Below are 22,352 nucleotides of genomic sequence, written 5' to 3'. Positions count from 1 at the left end.
GAACCGCCCGGTGGTGGCTAGCATCAGAGGGTGAACCTTTCGCCAGCACCCACGGCCGCAACGCCCACCTGGCCCAACCTGTTGAGCTCGCTCATTGCAGGAACGGACCTTTCCTCGTCCGACACAGCGTGGGCGATGAACACCATCATGGCCGGTGAAGCCACCGACGTCCAGATCGCCGCTTTCCTGGTGGCGTTGCGCGCCAAGGGGGAGACGGTGGCCGAGGTGCAGGGGTTGGCCGAGGCGATGCTGGACAATGCCCGCCCCCTGGCGATCGCCGGCGAGTCGCTGGATATCGTCGGCACCGGCGGCGACAGGCTCAATACCGTGAACATCTCCACGATGGCGGCCTTGGTCTGTGCCGGTGCCGGGACCCGCGTGGTCAAGCACGGAAACCGTGCGTCGTCGTCCGCGGCGGGTTCCGCCGATGTGCTGGAGGCCCTCGGCGTCCGGTTGGACCTTCCGGTGGAGTTGGTGGCCAGTGCCGCGACGGATGTCGGCATCACCTTCTGCTTTGCCAACCTGTTCCATCCCTCAATGCGCTACGCGGCCGTGGCCCGCAGCCAGATGGGCGTCCCGACGGCCTTCAATTTCCTGGGTCCGCTGACCAACCCCGCCCGGGTGTCGGCCTCGGCCATCGGCGTTGCCGATGCCCGGATGGCACCCCTCATTGCCGGCGTCCTGGCCAGCCGTGGTGCGCGTGCCCTGGTTTTCCGCGGCAGCGATGGTCTTGACGAACTCACCACCACCGGGTCCTCCACCGTCTGGGAAATCCGCAATGGTGCCGTCACGGAGTCCCAATTTGATCCGGCGCACATGGGCATTCCCCGCGCCACGATTGCCGACCTGCAGGGTGAGAACGCCGCCTACAACGCCGAGGTGGTGCGGCGCGTCCTGGCCGGTGAACACGGTCCCATCCGCGACGCCGTCGTGCTCAATGCCGCCGCGGGACTGGTGGCGGCGGATCCCTCGGCCGAGGGCCCGCTGGTGGAACGCATGCGCGCTGCCGCGGACATTGCCCGGACCGCGATCGACAGCGGGGCGGCCGCGTCCGTGCTGTCCGCCTGGGTGGAGCATTCCACCGCACGCTGAGAATTGCCCTCGACGGCGAGAAGCCCCGTCCACCTTTTGAGGTGGGCGGGGCTTCTCCATGTCCAGTGGTTCCTGTGGCGGCTCGTGCTAGGGAAGCGCGGCCAGGCGTGCCACCCCGTCGCCGGCGCGCAGTGCCCCGCCGGAGGAGAGGATGCGGCCCACGCCCAGCTCCGCCAGTGTGGCGACGGCGGCATCCTGGACGGCAATCTCCAGCTGCAAGCCGGAGCTAGTGGTCAAACCCTAAGGAAAAGGCCGCGTCGATGTCGTGCTTGGAATAGGCGCGGAAGGAGATCTGCGTGGTGGTCGAGAGCACGCCGGGCACCTTGGAGAGCTTGTCCGCAATCACGTCGGCCAGGTCCTCGTGCTTGGACACCCGGGCCACGGCGATGAGGTCCCATTCGCCAGTGACCGAATAGACCTCGCTGATGCCCGCCAGCTCGGAGATTTCCTGGGCCGATTCCGGAATCCGGGAGGCGTCAGTCTTGATCAGGACGAAGGCGGTGATCACTGGTGGATTCCTTTTCGGGTCTGGTCCACGGGGGACAAACGTGATGGAGATCTATTGATCCGACCCTAGCCTACGTGGCCGCGGGCCGAATTATGTGTCGCACGGCGCCGCAGCAGCCCCGCCACGGCCCGGTGGCCGAGCAGGAAGACGCCCAGGACCACCGCGGCGACGAGAATGAACGGCACGGCGGCGGTGTTTCCCGTCGCCACGCGCAGGATCATGCCCGCCATGACGGTGATGACCCAGATGAGCACGCCGTTGGGCCACAGCCGCACCGGTGCGCGCCAGTTCCGGGTGGCCAGCCAACCCAGGGCCAGCGCCGCCAGGAAGGGCCACGCCGTGCGCAGCACGCCGGCCACAGCCAGGCTCTCTTCGTGGCTGCTCCGGCCGGACACGGCGAAGACCAGGACGAGGACCACGTCCGCCACTGCGGCGTAGACGGCGGTGTTGAACAGGCGGGGTTTCTTGGCGTCATTCACGGATCCAGTTTAGTGCCGGTCGCCTGGGCTGCTGTCTCGACGGCCGCACGGCCGGGTCTCCGTGCGGCCGGGTCCCCGCACGGCCGCAAGCGGCCTCGGTCGACCACCGGGCCCGGGTCGGCCGCAGGGCCGGCGCCCGGCCGTGGGGCAGCTGGGGGACGGCCACCGCCTTCGGTGGTCGACCGAGCGAGGAACGAGCGCGCGGAGACCCGGCGGTACCGTGCGGCCGGGTCACGCTCCCCACCCGCCCCCTGACCGCACTGCGCCCGGCCAAGGGACCCTGCGGGCGTGGCCCCAGGCTCGACCCGCGCGGCCTGCGTCTCCGGGAGGTGCCCCGGGCTATGGGGTGGCGACGGCGAAGGTGTCGCAGGAGTCCAGGTCGGCCTTCTCGTAGCCGGTGTAGAGCCACTTTTGCCGCTGGGCCGAGGAGCCGTGGGTCCAGGTCTCGGGGTTGGTCGACCCGGTGGCGGCCTGCTGGATCCTGTCATCCCCCACCGAGGAGGCAGCGGAGAGGGCGTCGTTGAGGTCCTGCTGCGTGATCGGCTCCAGGAAGGGCTGGCCGGTGCTGGGCTCGGGTTGGCTGGAGGCGTAGCGGATCCAGATGCCGGCGTAGCAGTCCGCCTGGAGCTCGGTGCGCACCGATGCCGATGCGGCGCCCTGCGGGTCCTCCTGCGCCTTGCCGATGGTGCCCAGCAGATCCTGGATGTGGTGGCCGAACTCGTGCGCGACGACGTATTCCTGGGCGAGCGGGCCGCCGGAGGAACCAAAGCGGGTCTCCAGCTCGTCAAAGAAGGCGGGGTCGAAGTAGGCCTTGCCGTCGCCGGGGCAGTAGAACGGGCCAACGTCGGTGGTGGCGGGGCCGCAGGCGGTGTTGGTGCCGTCGGAGAAGATGACCGTCTTGGGCACGGTGTAGGTGACGCCGTAGGGCTTCAAAAAGGTGGGCCAGAAAGTGTTGAGCGAGTTGGCGGTGCCCACGATGCGGCAGTCGAGGCGGGCATTGGCCTGGCTGCCCGTCTTGCACTCGGAGATGCCCGCGGTGGCCGGGGCGGTCTGTTCCTGCCCGTTGCCGGTCCCGGTGAGCCCCTCAAGCAGGCTGGGGTTGATGCCCAGCAGCGCGCCGATGAGGATCACCAGCCCGCCGCCGAGTCCAATGCCAACCTTCTTGCCCGCACCCATGCCCCCACGGCGGTCCTCCGCCTGCGACGGGTCAAGCTGTGCCCCATCATTGAAACTCATGGCCTCAGAATAGCCCCGCGAACGGCCGCAGCAGAGGGATCCGGGGCCACCGATGGGGGCGCTGTCCTAGGATGGTGCCGATGCCGTACTTGAACAAGCTCTCGCGCTGGGCCACCGAGCGGGCCCAGCGCACCGCCGTCGCCGTCGGCGCCGACAGGCTGGATTTTGCGCAGCTCGCCGAACGGGCGGCCGCGCAGCTGCCCGGCACGCCCGCCGTCGCGGCCCTGTGCCTGCCCAATTCGCTGGACCTGGCGGTCCGGTTCACCGCCGCCCTGGCCGGCCGCCGGATGGTGGGCGTGCTGGACCCGGCCTGGCCGGAGGCCGTGCGGTCGGGCGTGCTGGCCAGCATCGCCTCCCTTGCCGAGGGAATCGGCTGCGCCGAGGAAACCGGCGGCGATGCGCTGGTGGACGGGCCGCCGGACTCCACCTTCCTCATCGGCCTGACCTCCGGCACGAGTTCGGTGCCCAAGGGCTTCCGCCGCAACCGTGCCACCTGGCAGGAATCCTTCGAGCGCAGCATCGCCTACTTTGGCCTCGCCATGGATGACGTCACGCTGGCTCCCGGCTCGCTGGCCTCCAGCCTCAACCTCTACGCGCTGGCCGAATGCCTGTACGCCGGCACCACGTTCCATGCCCTGGCCGAGCCGTCCGTGGCGGGCGCGGTGGCGTCGGTGGCGCACGACGGCGTGACCCGGCTGGTGCTGGTGCCCACGATGGCGGCCCTGATGGCGCGCCACGGACTGGCGACCGGCGCCTCGGCCGCCGGGCTGCAGAGCGTCATCTGCGCCGGGTCCGCACTGGACGCAGACACGGTGGAGCTGCTGCGGCGCTGGGCCCCGCAGGCGGCCATCCACCAGTACTACGGCTCGTCCGAGCTGGGTTTTGTGGCCGCCGGGCAGCCCGCGCCCGGAGCGCCCGCGGCGCAGGAAGTGCCCGGCCCGCCTGACGCCGTCGGTCTTCCCTTCCCCGGCACGGAGGTCAGGATCCGCGACACCCACGGGCACGACCTGCCGGCGGGGGAGCCGGGCACCATCCACGTGCGCAGCACGCTGGTCTGCGGCGGCTATGTGTGGGGCGACGACGGCCATGCATTCACCAGCGCCGGCGGCTGGTCCACCGTCCACGACCAGGGCTTCCTCGACGGCGAGGGACGGCTGCATGTGCTGGGCCGGGACTCGGACATGATCCTCAGCAGCGGGCACAATGTGTACCCGCACGAGGTGGAGGCCGTCCTGGCCGCTGCGGCCGGCGTGGCCCAGGTGCTGGTGGTTGGCGTGGCCGACCCCGTGCGCGGCCAGCGCGTGGTGGCAGCGGTGCTGGCGGAACCGGGAAAGACCGTGGAGGCCGCACCGCTGCGGGCACTGGGGGCGGAACATTTGCCGCCGGCCAAGCGCCCGGGACGGTACTACCGCCTCGATGCCCTGCCGACCACCCCGGCGGGCAAGGTGAGCCGTGCCCTGCTGGGCACCTGGATTGAGGGCGGACATGGCGCTGTACACCGGATCTTCTGAGCACGACGCCGTCATCATCGCCGCGCGCCGGACCCCCATCGGCCGGGCCGGCGGCGCCTTCAAGGCCATCCGCGCCGAGGACCTTGCCGCGCCCGTGCTGCGCGCCGTGCTGGCCGACGCGGGGCTCGGGTTTCCGGGCCCGGCGGTTCCGGCAGGCCCGGCTCCGGCGTTGGCCGGCGTCGACGACGTCATCCTGGGCAACGCGACGGGCGGCGGCGGCAACATTGCCCGGCTGGCGGCGCTCACCGCCGGCCTGGACCAGTCCGTGCCCGGGCTCAGCGTGGACCGGCAATGCGGCTCCGGGCTGGAGGCCATCAACCTGGCCGTGCGGCTGGTCCAATCCGGCGCCGGGGAGACGTATCTGGCCGGCGGCGTGGAAAGCATCAGCACCGCCCCCGCGCGGGCCCACCGGCGGGCGGACGGCTCGCTGGAGTTCTTCGACCGGGCCCGGTTCTCGCCGGCCTGGCTGGGCGATCCGGACATGGGGGTGGCCGCGGACAATGTGGCAGCCCACTATGGCATTGGCCGGGACCGGCAGGATGCCTACGCCCTGCGCAGCCACGCCCTGGCCCATGCCGCCCGGGAGGCCGGCGCGTTCGATGCCGAGCTGGTTCCGGTCGACGGCGTGGCCGCCGACCAGGGGCCGCGCGGCACGCTCACAGCCAAGCTGATGGCGCGGTTCCCGCCGGCCTTTGTCGAAGGGGGCACTGTGACGGCCGGCAATTCCTGCCCATACAGCGACGGCGCGGCCACCGTGCTGGCCACCACCGCTGCGCATGCACGCGAGCTCGGTGCCACGGCCTGGCTGCGCTTCGTGGACAGTGCCGCCGCCGGCAACGACCCCACGCTGACGGGGGCCGGTGCCGCGCACTCGACGCAGGCCCTGCTCCGCCGCCCCGCCGCCCGGCAGGCGCTGGCCGCGCCGGCGCTGGAACGTGGGCTGGACGGTGGCCTGCAGGGCGGATTGGAAAGTGGCCCGGCGCCGGACAGTGAGCTTGGGCCCGGGAGCGGTTGCGGGGAGGCCGGCCTGCTGGCCGGCGTCGAGCTGTTTGAATTCAACGAGGCCTTCGCCGCCCAGGTGCTGGCGGTCGCCGATGTGCTGGGGATCGATCCGGAGCGGTTGAACCGGCAGGGCGGGGCGCTGGCCCTGGGCCATCCCTACGGTGCCTCCGGTGCGGTGTCGGTGGTCCGGCTGTTCGCCCAGGCCCGCGCGCTGGACCGGGACGGCGCCTTGGCACTGGCAATGGTGAGCATTGCCGGCGGGATGGGGATTTCCACGCTGTTCCGCTGGGAACGGGCCTAGCACCGGGAGCTACGGCAGGTCGTCGGGTTCGCCCAGCCCACGTGCGGCCAGCGCCTCGCCGGTCTGCCGGGCGTAGGCCACCGTCCCGATCACCACGGGCAGCGTCCGGGCCCGGATGTTGCGCTCGAGCCCGCGGGCCCGCGCGGCGTCGCGGACGTCGTCGAACGCGCCGATCACAAACGGGATGCTGCGCAGCATCAGCTGTACGGTCAGGCCAAAGCGTTCGGGATCGGCGCCAAAGCGCTCCAGCGGCCGGACCGCTGCCGAGAGGCCGTCCAACAGGGCGGCCACTGTGGTGGTGGCGGTGAGGATGTTGGAGGCCAGCACCGTGGCCACGATGGCGGCGAGCACCGTCCACGCGGTGGCGGGCCCGTACTGCCACCACTGGAACGCGGCGATCAGCACCAGGAACGGCAGCATCATCCGCACCGCCCGCCAGATCCGGCGCGCCGGCAGTCCGGCGGCGACGTGGACGACGGCGACGCCGGCCAGCACCGCCGTCGTCGGTGCCGGGGCCGGGAAGCCGAAGCAGGCCACGGCCACCAGCGCCAGCACCACGGCCTTGGCCCACAACGGGCTGCGGTGCACGAACGAGGTGCCCGGGTGGTAGCTGCCGATCAGGTGGGCGTGGCCGCGCATCAGGAGGCCATGGCGCGGTAGCGGGCGACGGCGTCGGCCGGGGCACCGTCGAAGGCCACGGCACCGGCCTCGATGACCAGGGCACGGTCGCAGTCCAGCGCAAAGTCGAGATCGTGCGTGGAGATGACCAGCTGCTGGGGCAGGGCCGCCAAGCGCGCCCGCAGCAGCCGGGTGTTGCGCAGGTCCAGCAACGTGCTCGGTTCGTCCAGGACGAGGACGGCCGGATCCACCGCCAGCACAGCCGCCAGGGCGACGAGCTGGCGCTCCCCGCCGGAGAGCTCGTAGATGCTGTTCTGCGCCACATGCGCCAGGCCGAACGCTGCCAGGGCCGTAAGGGCGGCGGCGCGCCGGTCCGCCGAGGAGAGCTTGAGCCGGCGCAGCGAGAGCTCGATGTCCTCCACCGGGGTGGGCATGACCAGCTGCGAGAGCGGGTCGGTGAAGACGAACCCCACCGACCGGCGCACCGCCGTGGGCTGCTGGCGGGTGTCCAGGCCGTTGACCCGCACCCGGCCGGCGTCGGGCAGCAGGAGCCCGTTCAGCAGCCGCAGCAGCGTGGACTTGCCCGAGCCGTTGGCGCCGATGACGGCGATGCGCTGCTCGGACAGGGACAGCGTGGTGGGGGACAGGATGGTGCGGTGGGAGCCATCGGCCAGTTCAACAGTGCAGCCGGCCTGCTCGAGTTCAATCAGGCTCACTTGCGGCGGCGCACCAGGATGTCGGGGAAGGCGCGGTGCAGGCTCAGTGCGATGGCCACGGCCAAGATGTTCTTGATGATGTCCCCGGGCAGGAAGACCACATCGGCGGCCAGCGCGGCCGCCAGGCCCATGCCCTTCAGTGCCAGCCCGGCGATGCCGAAGGCGTGGATGGCAAGCATCCCGGCCATGGCCGCACCGAACAGGCCGGCGGCCTTGAAGCGGCTGCGGACGGCGAGGGTGGCCAGCGCGCCGGTGACGGCGGCACCGGCGAGGAAGCCGATGATGTAGCCGGCCGAGGGACTGGCCAGCACGGCGACGCCGGAGCGGAAGCCGCTGAAGATGGGCAGGCCCACCAGGCCCAGCAGGGTGTAGAGCCCGACGGCGGCCACGCCGCGGCCCAGGCCCAGCACCAGCCCGCAGAGGGCAACCACCAGCGTCTGCAGCGTGATGGGCACGCCCAGCCCGCCGACAGGAATGCCCGGGATGGTGATGGAGGCGGCCATCAGGGCGGCGAAGACGGCGATCAGTGCCAGGTCGGCAGAGCGCCAGCGGCGCCGTCCGTGCCGTGCGGGTGCCGCGGACGCCGTCGTGCCGGCGGCAGGTCCGGTGCCCGGAGCCGGTTCGGCCTTCGGCAGGGCGGCGGAGGTGGGCCTGAAGGCCGGATCAGTCATCGTTCTGCTTTCTATTGGCCCGGAGTGCATGCTTTTGGCCACAACGGACGCTTTACAAGCCGGGGCGGAGCATGTGTGTCCCGCGGCTCGGTAGAATGGAAAGGCTGTGCTTTGCAAGGATGGATCCAAAGGGTCCGTGCAAGCGGCCGCTGCACCTCTTATTCGTTCTGTGAAAGGTTACTACCTTGATTATCGTCCAAGACCTTGAGTTACGCGCCGGGGCGCGTTTGCTCATGGACGAAGTGTCCTTCCGGATCGACAAGGGCGACAAGGTGGGCCTGGTGGGCCGCAACGGCGCCGGCAAGACCACGCTGACCAAGGTATTGGCCGGAGAGACCCTCCCCGCCGGTGGCAAGGTCACCCGCAGCGGCGAAATCGGCTACCTCCCCCAGGATCCCCGCACCCCCGACATGGAGCAGCTGGCGCGCGACCGCATCCTCTCCGCACGCGACCTGGACGTGGTGATTACCAAGCTGCGCGCCACCGAGATGGACATGGCCAGCGAGGATCCGGCCGTCCGCGACAAGGCGATGCGCCGCTACGACCGCCTGGAGCACGAGTTCCTGAGCAATGGCGGCTACGCCGCCGAGGCCGAGGCCGCAGCGATCTCCTCCAACCTGGCCCTGCCCGAGCGCATCCTCAACCAGCCGCTCAAAACGCTTTCCGGTGGCCAGCGCCGCCGTGTGGAACTGGCCCGCATCCTCTTCTCCGGTGCCGAGACCATGCTCCTGGATGAGCCCACCAACCACCTGGACGCGGATTCCGTCGCCTGGCTGCGCGACTTCCTCAAGAGCCACCAGGGTGGGCTGATCGTGATCAGCCACGACACCGAGCTGCTCGAAGCCACGATCAACAAGGTCTACCACCTGGACGCCAACCGGGCCACGATCGACCAGTACAACCTGGGCTGGAAGAAGTACCTGGAGCAGCGCGAGACGGACGAGCGTGCCCGCAAGCGCGAGCGTGCCAACGCCGAGAAGAAGGCCGGCGTCCTGATGGACCAGGCCAACAAGATGCGTGCCAAGGCTTCCAAGGCCGTGGCGGCACAGAACATGGCCAAGCGCGCCGAGCGCCTGATGGCCGGCCTGCAGGAGGTGCGGGCCCACGACAAGGTGGCAGCCCTGCGCTTCCCGGAGCCGTCCCCCTGCGGCAAGACCCCGCTGACCGCCGAGGGCCTGAGTAAGTCCTACGGTTCGCTGGAAATCTTCACCGACGTCGACCTGGCCATCGACCGCGGCTCCAAGGTGGTCATCCTGGGCCTCAACGGTGCCGGCAAGACCACCCTGCTGCGCATGCTGGCGGGCGTGGACAAGCCCGACACCGGCGAGGTCATCCCGGGCCACGGCCTGAAGATCGGCTACTACGCCCAGGAGCACGACACCCTGGACACCAACCGCTCGGTGCTGGAGAACATGCGCAGCGCGGCCGGGGACATGAACGACGCCGAGGTGCGCAACATCCTGGGTTCGTTCCTGTTCTCCGGCGATGACGTCAACAAGCCCGCCGGCGTACTCTCCGGTGGTGAGAAGACGCGTCTGGCCCTGGCCACGATCGTGGCCTCCTCGGCCAACGTGCTGCTGCTCGATGAGCCCACCAACAACCTGGACCCCGCCAGCCGCGCGGAGATCCTGCAGGCGCTGAAAAACTATAGCGGCGCCGTGGTGCTCGTCAGCCACGATGAGGGTGCCGTCGAGGCGCTGGACCCGGAGCGCGTGGTGCTGCTGCCGGACGGCGTCGAGGACATCTGGAACCAGGACTACCTGGACCTGATCACCCTGGCCTAGCCACCCGGCCTTTCCTGCAACTGTCCCGCATTTAACGTCCGCTTGGGCCCCCAAGCGAACGTTAAATGCGGGACAGTTTGCGTTGGTATGGGTGCCTAGCGGACCTGGGTGGGTGTGGCGCCGGTGATGCGGGCCAGATCGGCGTAGCCGATGGAGAACATGGCACTGTGGTGGCCGCCGCCGGCCCAGAGGACGCCGTACTGCGCCAGGCTGGTGTCCAGCAGCGTGCGCAGCGGCGCCGGATGGCCCAGGGGAGCGACGCCGCCCACCTCCTGGCCGGTGTGCTCAAGGACAAAATCGGCGGCGGCGCGCTTGATGGCGGGCAGCCCGTTGAGCCGGGCCGTCAGCTTGACATCGACGCGGGCGGCGCCGCTGGCCAGGATCAACAAGGGCTCGCCGCCGCAGACAAACACCAGGGAGTTGGCAATGGCGCCGACCGGGCAGCCAAGGGTGGCCGCGGCGGCCTCGGCCGTCGGGACGCTGTCGTCAAAGACGGCCACCGTGTCGGCCACGCCGGCGGCGAGCAGGGCCCGTCGGACATTCTCGACGGGGGCCAGGGCGAATCCGGTGGCGGAAGGATCGGAGGTCATGCCACCAGTCTAAAAGCCCTGGGCGTCCAGCAGGGCGTCTTCCTCTTCCTCGGCGGTGGCCCGCTGGCCCGGCCGCCGGCGCTTCGGGGCGCGCTTGGGGGCAAAGGCCGAGCCGCGGCCCAGCAGCTCCTCGGGGTCCACCCCGTTGGCGGCCTCGTCGGCGGCAAAGGCGTCGTTGAGCGCCTGCTGGCGCGCGGCGTAGCCAAACCCGACAAACATCAGCAGGCCGAAGCAGAACCACTGCATGGAGTAGCTCAGGTGCGATCCCTCATCGACGGAGGGCATCGGGAACGCCACCGGGTTCTGGGTCGCGGCCGGTGATTCGGAGGCCAGCTGGCCGTAGGCGCCGGCCAGGATCGGGTACGGCAATTCCGCAGCGTAGGCCCCCAGGTCGATGGAGGCCACCTGGCCGGCGGGCGCACCGCGCTGCAGCTTGGGCTCCGCGGGACGCAGGCGCACGACGGCGGTGACGGGTCCGGTGGCGGGCTCGGGAATTGAATCGGGGTAGCCGTTTTCCTTGTTGCCGATGGGCAGCCAGCCGCGGTCAACGATGACCGTCTCGCCGCTGTCCAGCCGCAGCGGGACCACCACCTCGTAGCCGGGCTGGCCGTTGAGCGGGCGGTTGCGCACAATGCGCTGGCCCGCGACGTCGTAGCTGCCGCGCAGGGTGACCTGGCTCCACTCCCGGGCCGGGTCCAGCGTGCTGAACTGTCCCTTGGCCTGGGCAAAGTCCACCGGGGTGGCGGTGTAGTTGGTGGTGATCTTGTTGATGTTGGCGACCACCTCGGTGCGGCGGTCCATCTGCCAGACGCCCAGGCCGGCGCAGAGCGCGGCGAAGAAACAGGCCAGTACAAAGTAGCCCAGCCATTTGCTGGTCAGCAGGAATGAATAGGCACGCATCAGCCCAGGGCCTCCGGGGTGTTCCGGGCCGGCGCGGCGTCCAGCGGCCGGGTCTCGCGCCAGAGGTCGCGGGTGTTCAGGTAGTCCTGAAGCCATTGCACGTGCTCGTCGCAGGCCAGCCAGATCTTCCGCCGCTCGGGCGTGTGGATCTTGGGGTTGTTCCAGAGCAGTTGCGTGGTGGCCGCGGTGCGGCAGCCCTTGCGCGAGCACACCGTCTCCGCGGCCGGGCCCTGCCCGGGCAGCATGTCGATCAGATTCACTTGCCGTCCTCGTCGTCAATGATTTCGCCCTGGAGCACGTCCGGACCGGAGTCCGGATCGGTGGCGGGGGCTTCCAGCTCCTCCATCGGAGCCTCGTCCAGCAGGGCAGTGGAATGCATCTGCTCGGTGTCGCTGCCGCCGTTGGCGATGACCACGGCAATCCAGGGCAGCAGGACTGCGCCGGCCACGGGGATCAGCTTGAACCAGCCGTCAAAGACGAAGATCAGCACCAGGCAGACCATGCGGATGCCCATGGCCAGGGCGTACTTGATCATCCGCGTGCGCATCTCGTCACTGTGCCCGGTGCGGGCGTCCGTGATGTTGTGCACATCGGGTGCGGCGGCGCCATGCGGGTGGCTTCCGTCGCCGGATGCATCGCCGGCAGTGCCGTGCGGATGCTCTGCAGTATTGTGTTTCATCACGCTCCAAGGGACCCTTCCATTCTCTCACTGCCGCATGTCTGCACCAAAAGCAAACTGTGTGCCGCGTGCCGCTACGCCGTAGGATTCAGTTCGAGATATCCAGCCGTGCGAACTACAAGAGGAACAGATGAGCGAAGCGACAACCGCACCGTCCGCCGGACGCAGCGTCCTGGTCACGGGCGGAAACCGCGGCATTGGTTTGGCCATTGCCAAGGCCTTCCTGGCCAACGGTGACAAAGTGGCAGTGACCTACCGCAGCGAGTCCGAGCTGCCCGAGGGTGTGCTCGGCGTCAAGGCCGACGTCACCGACGAGGCCAGCGTCGACGCCGCGTTTGCCCAGGTGGAAGCGGCCCATGGGCCGGTGGAGGTGCTGGTGGCCAACGCCGGGATCACCAAGGATACCCTGCTGATGCGCATGAGCGAGGACGATTTCACCTCGGTGATCGACACCAACCTCACCGGCGCCTTCCGCGTCATCAAGCGTGCCTCCAAGGGCATGATCCGGCTGCGCAAGGGCCGCGTGGTGCTGATTTCCTCGGTGTCGGGCCTCTACGGCGCGCCGGGCCAGATCAACTACTCCGCCTCCAAGTCCGGCATGGTGGGGATGGCCCGCTCGCTGACGCGCGAGCTGGGCTCCCGCGGCATCACCGCCAACGTGGTGGCCCCCGGATTCATCACCACCGACATGACCGCCGAGCTCCCCGAGGCGACGCAGAAGCAGTACCTGGCCAGCGTCCCGGCCGCCCGCTTTGGCTCGGCCGAGGAAGTTGCCAATGTGGTCCGCTGGATCGCCAGCGACGAGGCCGCCTACATCTCCGGCGCCGTCATCCCCGTGGATGGCGGATTGGGCATGGGCCACTAGCGCCTGCTCCACACGGGCCCCGTTCCCGGGCGCCCGCTCTAAGACATGAAAACCGACACCATGGAGGTATGTAATGGGTCAGCTTGACGGCAAGACAGCAATTGTGACGGGGTCTTCCCGCGGCATCGGCGCGGAGGTGGCCAAGTTCCTGGCCGCCGAGGGCGCCGCCGTCGTGATCAACTACCGGCAGAAGGCGCCCCGCGCCAACAAGGTGGTGGCCGAGATCGAGGCCGCCGGCGGCCGTGCCGTGGCCGTGGGTGCGGACCTGACCACCCAGGTGGGTGTGCAGGCCCTGGTCAGCGCCGCCATGGAGAACTTTGGTTCGCTGGACGTGCTGGTGCTCAACGCCTCCGGCGGCATGGAGACGGGCATGGCGGAGGACTACGCGCTCAAGCTCAACCGCGACGCGCAGGTCAACATGCTCAACTCCGCGCTGCCGCTCATGCAGGACGGCTCCCGCGTGGTGTTCGTCACCAGCCACCAGGCGCACTTCGTCGACACGGCGGAGACCATGCCGGAATACCTTCCGGTGGCCAAGAGCAAGCGTGCCGGCGAGGACGCCCTGCGCGCACTCATCCCGAACCTGGCCGACCACGGCATCAAGTTGGTGGTGGTCTCCGGCGACATGATCGAGGGCACCGTCACCGCCACGCTGCTGGACCGCGCCAACCCGGGTGCCATCGAGGCCCGCCGCGCCGAGGCCGGCAAGCTCTACTCCGTCAAGGAGTTCGGCGCCGAGGTGGCCGCCATGGCCACCGCCGACGTCGAGAGCGGCCACACCGAGTATGTGGGCGGCGCGGAGTCCTTCCGCAAGTAGGCGCACCACGCGTTAACGCAGCAGGGCCCGTCCACCCGGACGGGCCCTGCTGCGTTTATAAGGAGGCTAGATGCCGGCCAGGGCCAGGGCCACGTCCAGCTGGGGCAGGTTGATCTGCGCGTCGGCCGCGGCGCGCACGGCGGGCTTGGCGTTGAAGGCGACGCCCAGCGCTGCCACGGCCATCATGTCCAGGTCGTTCGCGCCGTCTCCGATAGCCATGGTATGCGCCAGTTCGATGCCGGACTCGCCGGCCCAGCGGCGCAACGCGGTGGCCTTGGCCGCCCGGTCCACCACGTCACCGACCACGCGGCCGGTGAGCACGCCGTCGACGATTTCCAGGTCGTTCGCCAGCGCAAAGTCCAGCTGCAGCTCCGCGGCCAGCGGGGCCAGGATCTGGCTGAAACCGCCGGAGACGGCTGCCACCACATGCCCGGCGGCCTTGGCCTCGCGGACCAGCCGCTCGGCACCGGGGGTCAGCTTGACCTTGGCGCCCACCACGGCCAGCACGCTTTCGGGCAGCCCGGCCAGCGTAGCCACCCGGGAGTGCAGGCTTTGCGCGAAGTCCAGCTCGCCGCGCATGGCGGCGGCCGTCACCTCCGCCACCAGGGCCTCGGTGCCGGCGTGCGCGGCCAACAGCTCGATGACCTCCTGCTGGATCAACGTGGAATCGACGTCCATGATGATCAGCTTGCGCGCCGCACCGCGCAGTGCGGACGGCACCACCGCCGTGTCGAAACCCTCGACGGCGGCGGCGGCCAGGCCGGCGCGCAGCGACGCCAGGGCGTCCCTGTCCGAGGCGGCGCCGTCGAGCTCGACGTCGATCACATGGGCCTCAAAGCCGGGATCCTGCCGCCGGTGCTCGCCCAGCAGCCGGGCGCCGCCGTCGGCCAGCACGGTGCGCAGGTGCTCGATGTTTTCCGGGGACAGGGAGCGGCCATAGCTGACCGCGGCAAAGGTGGAAGGCATGGCCCCATTCTAGCCAAGCGCCAGCCAAACGGGGGCGTGTCGAGGCCCACAGCCGGCACCCGCCGCCACAGTTAGCATTCGCCCGCCCGCGTGCCCTAGTGTCTTTGTCTATGAGTGAAGTTCTTGGCTTGGCCGGCGTCAGCGTAGTCCGCGGCACAAAGACCCTGTTGGATTCGGTGGACTGGGAAGTCAAGGAAGGCGAGCGTTGGGTGGTTCTTGGCCCCAACGGTGCCGGCAAGACCACTCTGCTGCAGATCGCCAGCGCCCGGATGCACCCCACCCGCGGCGTGGCCGGCATCTTGGACGAGGTCCTCGGCGCGGTGGACGTTTTTGAACTGCGCCCCCGCATCGGTTTGGCCTCCGCGGCCCTGGCCAACCAGATCCCCGAGAACGAAAAGGTGCTCAACGTGGTGGTCACGGCCGCCTACGGCTTCACCGGCCGCTGGCGCGAGGCCTACGACCGCGCCGACGAGCGCCGTGCCTTCAACCTGCTCGAGGACTGGGGCATGTCCACGTTCATGAACCGTTCGTTCGCCTCGCTCAGCGAGGGGGAGCGCAAGCGCGTCCAGATTGCCCGTGCCCTGATGAGCGACCCCGAGCTGCTGCTGCTGGACGAGCCCGGCGCCGGCTTGGACCTGGCCGGCCGCGAGGACCTGGTCCGCCGCCTGAGCGAGCTGGCGAACGACGAGGACGCCCCCGCCATGGTGCTGGTCACCCACCACCTCGAAGAGGTCCCCCCGGGCTTCACCCACGCGCTGCTCCTGCGCGACGGCGCCGTCGTCGCCAAGGGCCCGCTGGCCGAGGTGCTCACCGAGGAACACCTCAGCGCCACCTTTGGTCTGCCGCTGGCCGTGAGCGCCAACGGCGGCCGCTTCACCGCCACCGCGCGCCACTAGCACCGGACACCCGACGCCATGGAGCCGCTGCACGCCTTTTTCATCCTGCTGGGCGGTCTGTGGGCCGGCACCATCAACTCCGTGGTGGGGTCGGGCACGCTTGTCACCTTCCCCATCCTGATCGCGCTGGGCTATGCCCCGGTGATGGCCACCATCTCCAATGCGATGGGGCTCATTGCCGGCGGCGTCTCCGGCGTCTGGGGCTACCGGCGCGAGCTGGCGGGCATGCGCACCAACCTGCTGCGGCTGCTGCCGGCCTCGGTGCTGGGCGGCGTCACGGGCGCCTGGCTGCTGCTGCATCTGCCGGCGTCGGTCTTTGGCGTGGTGGCCCCCTTCCTGATCGTGCTGGCCCTGGCCATGGTCATCCTGCAGCCGCGGCTCCAGCGTGTCCTTAAGGCCCGGGCCGAGGCCAACAACGGCATCCCGCATCCCTCGCACAACATCGTGATGGTGCTGCTGGTGTTCCTGGCCGGGGTCTACGGTGGCTACTTTGTGGCGGCCCAGGGCATCCTGCTGGTGGGCATCCTGGGCATCTTCATGTCGGGCACCCTGCAGAATGCCAATGCCGTCAAGAACGTGCTCTCACTGGCCGTCAACTGTGTGGCGGCCGTGTCCTACCTGTTGTTTGCCGGCGACAAGATCATTTGGGCCGTGGTGGGCCTGATCGCCGTCAGCTCGCTGGTGGGCGGGCTGCTCGGCTCGCGGATCGGGCGCCGGCTCTCGCCCGTGGTGCTGCGCACCGTGATTGTCCTGCTGGGCCTGGTCGCCCTGTACTTCATGATGGCGAAATTGGTGAATGCCTGATGATCATTGAACTGACCGATCCCGCCGACCCCCGGGTGGCGGACTACACGCAGCTGACGGATGTGCAGCTGCGCCGCGTGCGCGAGCCCGCCGAGGGGCTGTACATCGCCGAAAGCTCCCGCGTGCTCCGCCGGGCGCTGGAGGCCGGCCACCGGCCGCGCTCGTTCTTTCTGACCGCCAAGTGGCTGGACGACCTGGCCGATGTTCTCGCCGAATACCCCGATGTCCCGGCCTTTGTCGGCAGCCCGGGCATCCTGGAGGAGATCACCGGCTTCCACCTGCACCGCGGCGCCATGGCCGCCATGCACCGCCCGGACCCCGTCCCGGTGGCAGAGCTGCTCGCCGGGGCGCGGCGGATCGCCGTGCTGGAGGACATCGTGGACCACACCAACCTGGGCGCCATCTTCCGCTCCGCCGCGGCCCTGGACGTCGACGCCGTGCTGGTCACCCCGCGCTGCGGGGACCCGCTCTACCGGCGCAGCATCCGGGTGAGCATGGGCACCGTGTTCCAGATTCCCTGGGCGCGGCTGGAGGATTGGCCCGCCGGCATCGAGCTGCTGCACCAGGCAGGATTCACGACGGCGGCGCTCGCCCTGACCGATGATTCCCTCACCATCGATGAGCTGGCCGCCCGCAAGGACGCGAAGCTGGCGCTGATTCTGGGCACCGAGGGGGAGGGCCTCTCCGACGCCACCCTCGAGGCGGCCAGCTGCACGGTGAAGATCCCGATGCGCCGCGGCGTCGATTCGCTCAACGTGGCAGCCGCCAGCGCCGTTGCGTTCTGGGCCTGCCGGGCACCGGAACTGCACTGACGGCCAGCCCGCACGCGGGCCGGGACGTTGCTTGGCCGGACTACACCGTGTTGATGAAGCCCACGGCTATGGCTGTCCACCAGCACAACTGGGACAGGGCCATGGCGATGAGCATGTGGGCCCTGATGCCGCACGGCAGATCGTGGAAGCGCGTGTCCGCAGGATTGGCGTGCAGCTCATGCACCAGGAGGTCAACCACCACGCCGTTGATCATCAGCAGCACGCAGACCAGTTTCAGCCAGGTCAGGCCGCTGGAGAGGTGTGGATGCAGTACGGTGCCGCTGGCCAATATGCCGACAATTCCGCCCCAAATGATCGGCCGGGCGGCATGCTCCAGCCGGCCCATTTCATGGATGCCGCGCTGGCGGACATGCCACAGGAAGCCGTACCAGTCCACCAACAGGACGGCTCCAAAGGATGCCACCAAGGCAATGACATGCACCACCAATCCCACGCGGAACACGCCGGACGGAACGGTCAGGATTGACCCAAGTGCAACGGAGGCGGCCCAGCCGCCCGCAACAAGGACGATGTTCAGCGGCATCAACCGCCCGGTCTTCGGGGGCAATTTGTGTGTTCCCATGGCGCGCAGGCTTTCCGACGGGACATGCACCATCCAGCCAAAGACGGACCAGCCCGTCGGTTTGCCGCCCAGGACTGCCACAAAACGAGACCTACCCAACGATAGGCGCCCTCCGCCGTCCGGCGGCTGCAGGCGGCGTGCGCTTTCGGGTTTGGAAACGCGCACCGGCACGGTAGTATTGACTGCTGGCCATCAAGGCCATATGAACCCGTCCGTCTGGCAAAATCCAGGCGATTACTCAAGAGGTAGAACCGTGAAGCAGAACACGCACCCGAAGTACGAAGCAGTAGTTTTCAACGACCTGGCTTCCGAGACCAAGTTCCTGACCCGCTCCACGGTCAGCTCCAACAAGACCATCGAGTGGGAAGACGGCAACACCTACCCCGTCATCGACGTCGAAATCTCCTCCGAGTCGCACCCGTTCTACACGGGCAAGCAGCGCATCATGGACTCCGCCGGCCGCGTGGAGCGCTTCAACGCTCGCTTCTCCGGCTTCGGCAAGAAGTAATCCACTTCTTCGCTTTGCCGGAAGGCCCGCACCGTTTGGTGCGGGCCTTCCGCCGTTAAGGGGCCCTGCCGGCCGCCCTAGGATGGAGTCATGTCTGATTTCTTCCACGGTGAGTACAAGGTCCACGGCGGCAAATTGGTGGTGGCCGATCTGGCGGTCGACGCCGGCCGGCTGGCCCGGGTGTCCATCAGCGGAGACTTCTTCCTGGAGCCCGACGAAGCGCTGGCGGACATCAATGCCGCGCTCGAGGGCCAGCCCTCCGACACCCCCGCCGCCGCACTCGCCGAAGCCATCGAGGCCGCCCTGCGCCCCGGCGTCGTGCTCTTTGGCTTCTCGGCCCAGGCCGTGGCCATTGCCGTGCGCCGCGCGCTGGCCCAGGCCACCGGCTGGGCGGACCACCAGTGGGAGGTCATTGCGCCGTCGGTGCTGCCCACCTACGTCAACGTGGCCCTGGACGAGGTCCTGACCGAGGAGGTCGGGGCCGGCCGGCGCAACCCCACGCTGCGCTTCTGGGACTGGGAGGAGCCGTCGGTGGTGATCGGCAGCTTCCAGTCGGTGCGCAATGAGCTGGACCCTGACGGCGTCGCCCGGCACGGCATCACAGTGGCCCGGCGGATCAGCGGCGGCGGGGCCATGTTCATGGAGGCCGGCAACTGCATCACCTACTCGTTGTATGTGCCCCAGACCCTGGTGGACGGGCTCACGTTTGCGGATTCGTATTTGTTCCTGGACGGCTGGGTGATGGAGGCGCTGGGGTCCATTGGCGTCGAGGCCTTCTACGTGCCGCTCAACGACATCGCCACCGACCAGGGCAAAATCGGCGGCGCCGCGCAGAAGCGCTTGGGCAACGGCGGCATGCTGCACCACGTGACCATGTCCTACGACATCGACGCCGACAAGATGGTTCAGGTGCTGCGGATCGGGGCGGAGAAGCTTTCCGACAAGGGCACCACCTCGGCCAAGAAGCGCGTCGACCCGCTGCGCCGGCAGACAGGGCTGGGCCGCGCGGAGATCATCGAGGCCATGGCCGCGACCTTCACCGCCCGCTATGGTGCCCGCAGCTCCACGCTCACCGAGGCCGAGCTGGCCGAGGCGGCCCGGCGGGTGGAGAGCAAGTTTGCCACCGACGAGTGGCTGAACCGCATCCCGTAGCGGACCGTACGGCGGGCCGGCCGGCCGTACGGCCCGCCGCCGGCCTGGGGCCGGGTGCCGCCGCGGGCCGGTCCCGGGAACGGGCCTACGCCATCTCCCGCGGGATGGCGACGACGTCCACGGCGGCCCCGGACCGCAGCACCGTCAGCGGGAACGGGATCCCGATGGCGTCGGTGAACAGCAGCTTTTGCAGGCTTTGCGCACTGGCGACGGGGCGTCGTCCGGCGCTGAGCACCAGGTCGCCGGCCTTCAGCCCGGCCTGCTCGGCGGGGGAGCCGGCGATCACCTCGACCACGCGCAGCGCCTGGCGCTGGCCGGTGCTGCGCGCGGCGGCGGGGTTCAGCCCCACCGGCGTGCTGACCAGGCCCAGATAGGCGCGCCGGACCTTGCCGTCCGACAACAGCGCGGAGATGATCTTGCGGGTGGTGGTGTTGATCGGCACGGCCAACCCCAACCCGGCCCCGGCGACGGCGGTGTTGATGCCCACCACCTTGCCCCGGGTGTCGGCCAGCGCGCCGCCGGAGTTGCCGGGGTTCAGCGCCGCGTCCGTCTGGATCACGTCCTCGATCACCCGCCGGGCCGTGCCGGCGCGGGTGGGGATGGACCTGCCCAGGCCGCTGACGACGCCGGCCGTCACGGAGCCGGCGAGGCCGAGCGGGTTGCCGACGGCAATCACCAGCTGGCCCACGCGCAGCGATTCCGCGTCGCCCAGCGTGGCCGGCGGCGGCGCCGTCGTCCGGGCGCCGACCACGGCGAGATCGGAGAGGGCGTCCGAGCCGATGATGTCCACCTCGGTGGTGCTGCCATCGGCAAAGATGGCCCGCCCCGCATAGGCCGCGGCCACCACATGGGCGTTGGTGAGCAGGTACCCGTCCTCGGTGAAGACGACGGCGGAGCCGCTGCCCAGCAGGGTCCGCCCGCCGGGGCCCGTGCCGGACATCTCGATCGCCGCCACATGCGGGATGACCGTCTCGGCCACGCGGATGACGGCCTGTGAATAGGCGTCAAGCGGGTCCTGGGCGTCGGGGGACGGGGCAACGTGCGGGTCGGATCCGGTGTCCACGGCACACCTCCTTGGGCTGGTGCCTGTATATGGAACGACGCCGGCCGCGCGGCTAATCCGGATCCCGGTACGCCCTCAGTGAACCGTCGGAGAGCGGGCCGGCATGGACCCGGCCTAGCCAGCTGCCGCCTCCGGAACGTATGTTGGGGGCATCCCAACAGGTGTTCACCCCAGCGTGGAGGCAGCCATGTTTCACAACAGTCAGGCGTTCAGCGGCTTTTCGGTCGACGACATTGCGGCAGCGAAGGACTTTTACGGCGGGACTCTGGGGCTGGAGGTGAGCGAGGCGAACGGCATGCTGCGCCTGCATCCGGCCGGCGGCGGGTCGATCGTGGTCTACCCCAAGGGCTCCAGCCACCAGCCGGCGACCTTCACCATCCTCAACTTTCCCGTGCCGGACATCGAGGAAGCGGTGCGGGGGCTGGCCGGGCTCGGCATAACTTTTGAGCACTATGCCGGCACGCCCTTGGAGACCGATGCCGCGGGGATTTTCCGCGGGGGAGGGCCGTTGATCGCGTGGTTCAAGGACCCGGCCGGGAACATTCTCAGCGTCCTGCAGGAAAGCTGAGGGCGGTCATGCCCGGGCTGGATTATTCGGATCTGCGGGCCGTGTTTTTCAATGGGACGCTGAAGAAATCACCGGAGAAGAGCAACACCGACGGACTCATTGCGATCAGCCGGCGGATCATGGAAAAGCAGGGCGTGGGCACGCAGCTCTTCCGCACCGTGGACCACGACATTGCCACGGGTGTCTATCCGGACATGCGGGAGCACGGCTGGGACACCGACGTCTGGCCGGAGATCTATGCCCAGGTGAAACAGGCGGACATTGTGGTGCTGGCCGGACCCATCTGGCTCGGGGACAACAGTTCCCAGACCAAGAAGCTCATCGAACGCCTGTACGCACAGTCCGGGGACCTGAACAGCAAGGGCCAGTGGGCGTTCTACCCCAAGGTGGGCGGCTGCCTGATCACCGGCAACGAGGACGGCATCAAACATTGTGCCATGAACATCCTCTACAGCCTCCAGCATGTGGGCTTTTCCATCCCGCCGCAGGCCGACGCCGGCTGGATCGGCGCGGTGGGGCCGGGCCCCAGCTACCTCGACGAGGGATCGGGCGGACCGGAAAGCGATTTCACCAATCGCAACACTACGTTCATGACGTGGAACCTGATGCACCTGGCCCGCCTACTCAAGGACGCCGGCGGCATACCCGCCTACGGCAACCTGCCGGAGGAGTGGAAGGCCGGCACGCGTTTCGACTTCGAAAACCCGGAATACAGGTGAGCGGCGTGCCCCTGGGCACGGGGACCTGCAACGCTTCATCGACGCCCAGAGCGGAGGGGTGTACGAGCGTGCGGCCCAGGAACTGGCCCGCGGCTCCACGGAAAGCCACTGGATGTGGTTCATCTTTCCGCAGCTGGCCGGGCTGGGGCACAGCGCCATGTCGGAGCTGTACGCCATAGCCTCCCTGGCGCAGGCAGGGGTGTACCTCGGTGATCCTGTGCTGGGCCCGCGGCTGCTGGAGTGCGCCCGTATGGTGGCCGATGCCGAGGGGCGCAGCGCCGTGCAGATCTTTGGCCGGATCGACGCGCAGAAACTGCGCTCCTGCATGACCCTGTTTGCCCGTGCCGCGCCGGGCGAGGCCGTGTTCCAGCGCGTCCTGGCCCGGTGTTTCCAAGGCCAGGCGGACCCCCTGACGGAACAACTGCTCGCCGACGGCGCCGGTCGGCGTGCGCGCTCCTAGGAAACTGCTGAATAATTTTGGCTAACGGCGGAAACAGCAAGCCGCTGACCTG

General features: G+C 69.3%; 28 protein-coding genes. 14 read left to right on the top strand and 14 right to left on the bottom strand.

The genetic code is table 11. The features are described from left to right. Positions 1 to 30 precede the first annotated feature (30 nt). Entirely contained in the window at positions 31 to 1,092 is a 1,062-nt protein-coding gene (gene trpD, locus ACQCSX_RS04885) for an anthranilate phosphoribosyltransferase (RefSeq protein ID WP_427017949.1), read from the top strand. Positions 1,093 to 1,179: 87 nt separating this feature from the next. On the opposite strand, the gene ACQCSX_RS04880 is transcribed toward trpD, so the two are convergent. From ACQCSX_RS04880 to ypfJ, 4 genes are all read right to left on the bottom strand, one after another. Continuing rightward, positions 1,180 to 1,329 (bottom strand): hypothetical protein, encoded by a 150-nt coding sequence (locus ACQCSX_RS04880; protein ID WP_427017948.1) that lies wholly within the window; start codon positions 1,327 to 1,329, stop codon positions 1,180 to 1,182. Beyond that, the gene (locus tag ACQCSX_RS04875; RefSeq protein WP_427017947.1) at positions 1,319 to 1,600 is read right to left on the bottom strand and encodes an Lrp/AsnC family transcriptional regulator; all 282 of its coding nucleotides are present in this window, start codon (positions 1,598 to 1,600) and stop codon (positions 1,319 to 1,321) included. Before ACQCSX_RS04875 ends, ACQCSX_RS04880 begins: the two co-directional genes overlap by 11 nt. A gap of 65 nt (positions 1,601 to 1,665) precedes the next feature. After that, positions 1,666 to 2,079, bottom strand: coding sequence for a DUF3054 domain-containing protein (locus ACQCSX_RS04870; protein WP_427017946.1), 414 nt, complete (start codon positions 2,077 to 2,079; stop codon positions 1,666 to 1,668). Positions 2,080 to 2,418: 339 nt separating this feature from the next. Then, the gene (ypfJ, locus tag ACQCSX_RS04865; RefSeq protein WP_427017945.1) at positions 2,419 to 3,315 is read right to left on the bottom strand and encodes a KPN_02809 family neutral zinc metallopeptidase; all 897 of its coding nucleotides are present in this window, start codon (positions 3,313 to 3,315) and stop codon (positions 2,419 to 2,421) included. Positions 3,316 to 3,395: 80 nt separating this feature from the next. On the opposite strand from ypfJ, the gene ACQCSX_RS04860 reads away from it, so the two are divergent. Both ACQCSX_RS04860 and ACQCSX_RS04855 read left to right on the top strand, forming a co-directional pair. Then, positions 3,396 to 4,826, top strand: a complete 1,431-nt coding sequence (locus ACQCSX_RS04860; protein WP_427017944.1) for a class I adenylate-forming enzyme family protein — start codon at positions 3,396 to 3,398, stop codon at positions 4,824 to 4,826. Continuing rightward, positions 4,801 to 6,129 (top strand): thiolase family protein, encoded by a 1,329-nt coding sequence (locus tag ACQCSX_RS04855; RefSeq protein WP_427017943.1) that lies wholly within the window; start codon positions 4,801 to 4,803, stop codon positions 6,127 to 6,129. The genes ACQCSX_RS04860 and ACQCSX_RS04855 overlap by 26 nt, the downstream gene beginning before the upstream one ends. Positions 6,130 to 6,138: 9 nt before the next feature. Here the strand turns inward: ACQCSX_RS04855 and ACQCSX_RS04850 are convergent, their stop codons facing one another. The 3 genes from ACQCSX_RS04850 to ACQCSX_RS04840 are packed head-to-tail and all read right to left on the bottom strand — an operon-like array spanning position 6,139 to position 8,134. Then, positions 6,139 to 6,768: an energy-coupling factor transporter transmembrane component T family protein gene (locus ACQCSX_RS04850; RefSeq protein ID WP_427017942.1), complete on the bottom strand. Its 630-nt coding sequence runs from the start codon at positions 6,766 to 6,768 to the stop codon at positions 6,139 to 6,141. Next, positions 6,768 to 7,463, bottom strand: a complete 696-nt coding sequence (locus ACQCSX_RS04845; protein ID WP_427017941.1) for an energy-coupling factor ABC transporter ATP-binding protein — start codon at positions 7,461 to 7,463, stop codon at positions 6,768 to 6,770. The genes ACQCSX_RS04850 and ACQCSX_RS04845 overlap by 1 nt, the downstream gene beginning before the upstream one ends. Then, positions 7,460 to 8,134: a biotin transporter BioY gene (locus tag ACQCSX_RS04840; protein WP_427017940.1), complete on the bottom strand. Its 675-nt coding sequence runs from the start codon at positions 8,132 to 8,134 to the stop codon at positions 7,460 to 7,462. Before ACQCSX_RS04840 ends, ACQCSX_RS04845 begins: the two co-directional genes overlap by 4 nt. 185 nt (positions 8,135 to 8,319) lie before the next feature. Between ACQCSX_RS04840 and ACQCSX_RS04835 the strand changes: the two genes are divergently transcribed. Continuing rightward, complete coding sequence (locus tag ACQCSX_RS04835) at positions 8,320 to 9,918, top strand: ABC-F family ATP-binding cassette domain-containing protein (protein WP_427017939.1); 1,599 nt, start codon at positions 8,320 to 8,322, stop codon at positions 9,916 to 9,918. 95 nt (positions 9,919 to 10,013) lie between these two features. Here the strand turns inward: ACQCSX_RS04835 and ACQCSX_RS04830 are convergent, their stop codons facing one another. From ACQCSX_RS04830 to ACQCSX_RS04815, 4 genes are read right to left on the bottom strand one after another with little or no spacing between them, the layout of a single operon-like run. Beyond that, positions 10,014 to 10,508, bottom strand: a complete 495-nt coding sequence (locus ACQCSX_RS04830) for a YbaK/EbsC family protein (RefSeq protein ID WP_427017938.1) — start codon at positions 10,506 to 10,508, stop codon at positions 10,014 to 10,016. Between the two features lie 9 nt (positions 10,509 to 10,517). Next, positions 10,518 to 11,408, bottom strand: coding sequence for an SURF1 family protein (locus ACQCSX_RS04825; RefSeq protein ID WP_427017937.1), 891 nt, complete (start codon positions 11,406 to 11,408; stop codon positions 10,518 to 10,520). Continuing rightward, complete coding sequence (locus tag ACQCSX_RS04820) at positions 11,408 to 11,668, bottom strand: hypothetical protein (RefSeq protein WP_427017936.1); 261 nt, start codon at positions 11,666 to 11,668, stop codon at positions 11,408 to 11,410. Before ACQCSX_RS04820 ends, ACQCSX_RS04825 begins: the two co-directional genes overlap by 1 nt. Continuing rightward, positions 11,665 to 12,087, bottom strand: a complete 423-nt coding sequence (locus ACQCSX_RS04815) for a DUF3099 domain-containing protein (RefSeq protein ID WP_427017935.1) — start codon at positions 12,085 to 12,087, stop codon at positions 11,665 to 11,667. Before ACQCSX_RS04815 ends, ACQCSX_RS04820 begins: the two co-directional genes overlap by 4 nt. Before the next feature lie 130 nt (positions 12,088 to 12,217). Here ACQCSX_RS04815 and ACQCSX_RS04810 point away from each other — a divergent pair, with 130 nt between their 5' ends. Together ACQCSX_RS04810 and ACQCSX_RS04805 are read left to right on the top strand one after the other, a co-directional pair. Next, positions 12,218 to 12,952 carry a beta-ketoacyl-ACP reductase gene (locus ACQCSX_RS04810; protein ID WP_427017934.1) on the top strand — a complete coding sequence of 245 codons (735 nt, stop codon included), beginning with the start codon at positions 12,218 to 12,220 and terminating at the stop codon, positions 12,950 to 12,952. 73 nt (positions 12,953 to 13,025) lie between these two features. Then, on the top strand, positions 13,026 to 13,769 hold the full coding sequence (locus tag ACQCSX_RS04805; protein WP_427017933.1) for an SDR family oxidoreductase: 744 nt from the start codon (positions 13,026 to 13,028) through the stop codon (positions 13,767 to 13,769). A 66-nt stretch (positions 13,770 to 13,835) separates the two neighbouring features. On the opposite strand, the gene serB is transcribed toward ACQCSX_RS04805, so the two are convergent. Next, positions 13,836 to 14,735 (bottom strand): phosphoserine phosphatase SerB, encoded by a 900-nt coding sequence (serB, locus tag ACQCSX_RS04800; protein WP_427017932.1) that lies wholly within the window; start codon positions 14,733 to 14,735, stop codon positions 13,836 to 13,838. 110 nt (positions 14,736 to 14,845) lie between these two features. On the opposite strand from serB, the gene ACQCSX_RS04795 reads away from it, so the two are divergent. From ACQCSX_RS04795 to ACQCSX_RS04785, 3 genes are read left to right on the top strand one after another with little or no spacing between them, the layout of a single operon-like run. After that, positions 14,846 to 15,631: an ABC transporter ATP-binding protein gene (locus tag ACQCSX_RS04795; protein ID WP_427017931.1), complete on the top strand. Its 786-nt coding sequence runs from the start codon at positions 14,846 to 14,848 to the stop codon at positions 15,629 to 15,631. 18 nt (positions 15,632 to 15,649) lie between these two features. Then, complete coding sequence (locus tag ACQCSX_RS04790) at positions 15,650 to 16,435, top strand: sulfite exporter TauE/SafE family protein (RefSeq protein ID WP_427017930.1); 786 nt, start codon at positions 15,650 to 15,652, stop codon at positions 16,433 to 16,435. Beyond that, positions 16,435 to 17,247, top strand: a complete 813-nt coding sequence (locus ACQCSX_RS04785; protein WP_427017929.1) for a TrmH family RNA methyltransferase — start codon at positions 16,435 to 16,437, stop codon at positions 17,245 to 17,247. Before ACQCSX_RS04790 ends, ACQCSX_RS04785 begins: the two co-directional genes overlap by 1 nt. Positions 17,248 to 17,287: 40 nt before the next feature. On the opposite strand, the gene ACQCSX_RS04780 is transcribed toward ACQCSX_RS04785, so the two are convergent. Next, the gene (locus tag ACQCSX_RS04780) at positions 17,288 to 17,830 is read right to left on the bottom strand and encodes a hypothetical protein (protein WP_427017928.1); all 543 of its coding nucleotides are present in this window, start codon (positions 17,828 to 17,830) and stop codon (positions 17,288 to 17,290) included. 253 nt (positions 17,831 to 18,083) lie between these two features. Between ACQCSX_RS04780 and ACQCSX_RS04775 the strand changes: the two genes are divergently transcribed. Beyond that, positions 18,084 to 18,338 carry a type B 50S ribosomal protein L31 gene (locus ACQCSX_RS04775; RefSeq protein ID WP_427017927.1) on the top strand — a complete coding sequence of 85 codons (255 nt, stop codon included), beginning with the start codon at positions 18,084 to 18,086 and terminating at the stop codon, positions 18,336 to 18,338. Between the two features lie 90 nt (positions 18,339 to 18,428). Next, complete coding sequence (locus ACQCSX_RS04770; protein WP_427017926.1) at positions 18,429 to 19,490, top strand: lipoate--protein ligase family protein; 1,062 nt, start codon at positions 18,429 to 18,431, stop codon at positions 19,488 to 19,490. Positions 19,491 to 19,575: 85 nt separating this feature from the next. On the opposite strand, the gene ACQCSX_RS04765 is transcribed toward ACQCSX_RS04770, so the two are convergent. Next, positions 19,576 to 20,553, bottom strand: coding sequence for a S1C family serine protease (locus tag ACQCSX_RS04765; RefSeq protein ID WP_427017925.1), 978 nt, complete (start codon positions 20,551 to 20,553; stop codon positions 19,576 to 19,578). Positions 20,554 to 20,740: 187 nt separating this feature from the next. Between ACQCSX_RS04765 and ACQCSX_RS04760 the strand changes: the two genes are divergently transcribed. The 3 genes from ACQCSX_RS04760 to ACQCSX_RS04750 are packed head-to-tail and all read left to right on the top strand — an operon-like array spanning position 20,741 to position 22,300. Further along, positions 20,741 to 21,121, top strand: coding sequence for a VOC family protein (locus ACQCSX_RS04760; protein ID WP_427017924.1), 381 nt, complete (start codon positions 20,741 to 20,743; stop codon positions 21,119 to 21,121). 8 nt (positions 21,122 to 21,129) lie between these two features. Further along, positions 21,130 to 21,840 carry a flavodoxin family protein gene (locus ACQCSX_RS04755; RefSeq protein WP_427017923.1) on the top strand — a complete coding sequence of 237 codons (711 nt, stop codon included), beginning with the start codon at positions 21,130 to 21,132 and terminating at the stop codon, positions 21,838 to 21,840. 25 nt (positions 21,841 to 21,865) lie between these two features. Next, positions 21,866 to 22,300, top strand: coding sequence for a DUF1810 domain-containing protein (locus ACQCSX_RS04750; RefSeq protein ID WP_427018969.1), 435 nt, complete (start codon positions 21,866 to 21,868; stop codon positions 22,298 to 22,300). Positions 22,301 to 22,352 lie beyond the last annotated feature (52 nt).

The sequence above is a fragment of the Pseudarthrobacter sp. P1 genome (assembly GCF_050156935.1).
Taxonomy (GTDB): Bacteria; Actinomycetota; Actinomycetes; order Actinomycetales; family Micrococcaceae; genus Specibacter.
The sequence above is the reverse complement of the archived record's forward strand: the minus strand, read 5'-3'. Positions and strand labels throughout refer to the sequence as shown.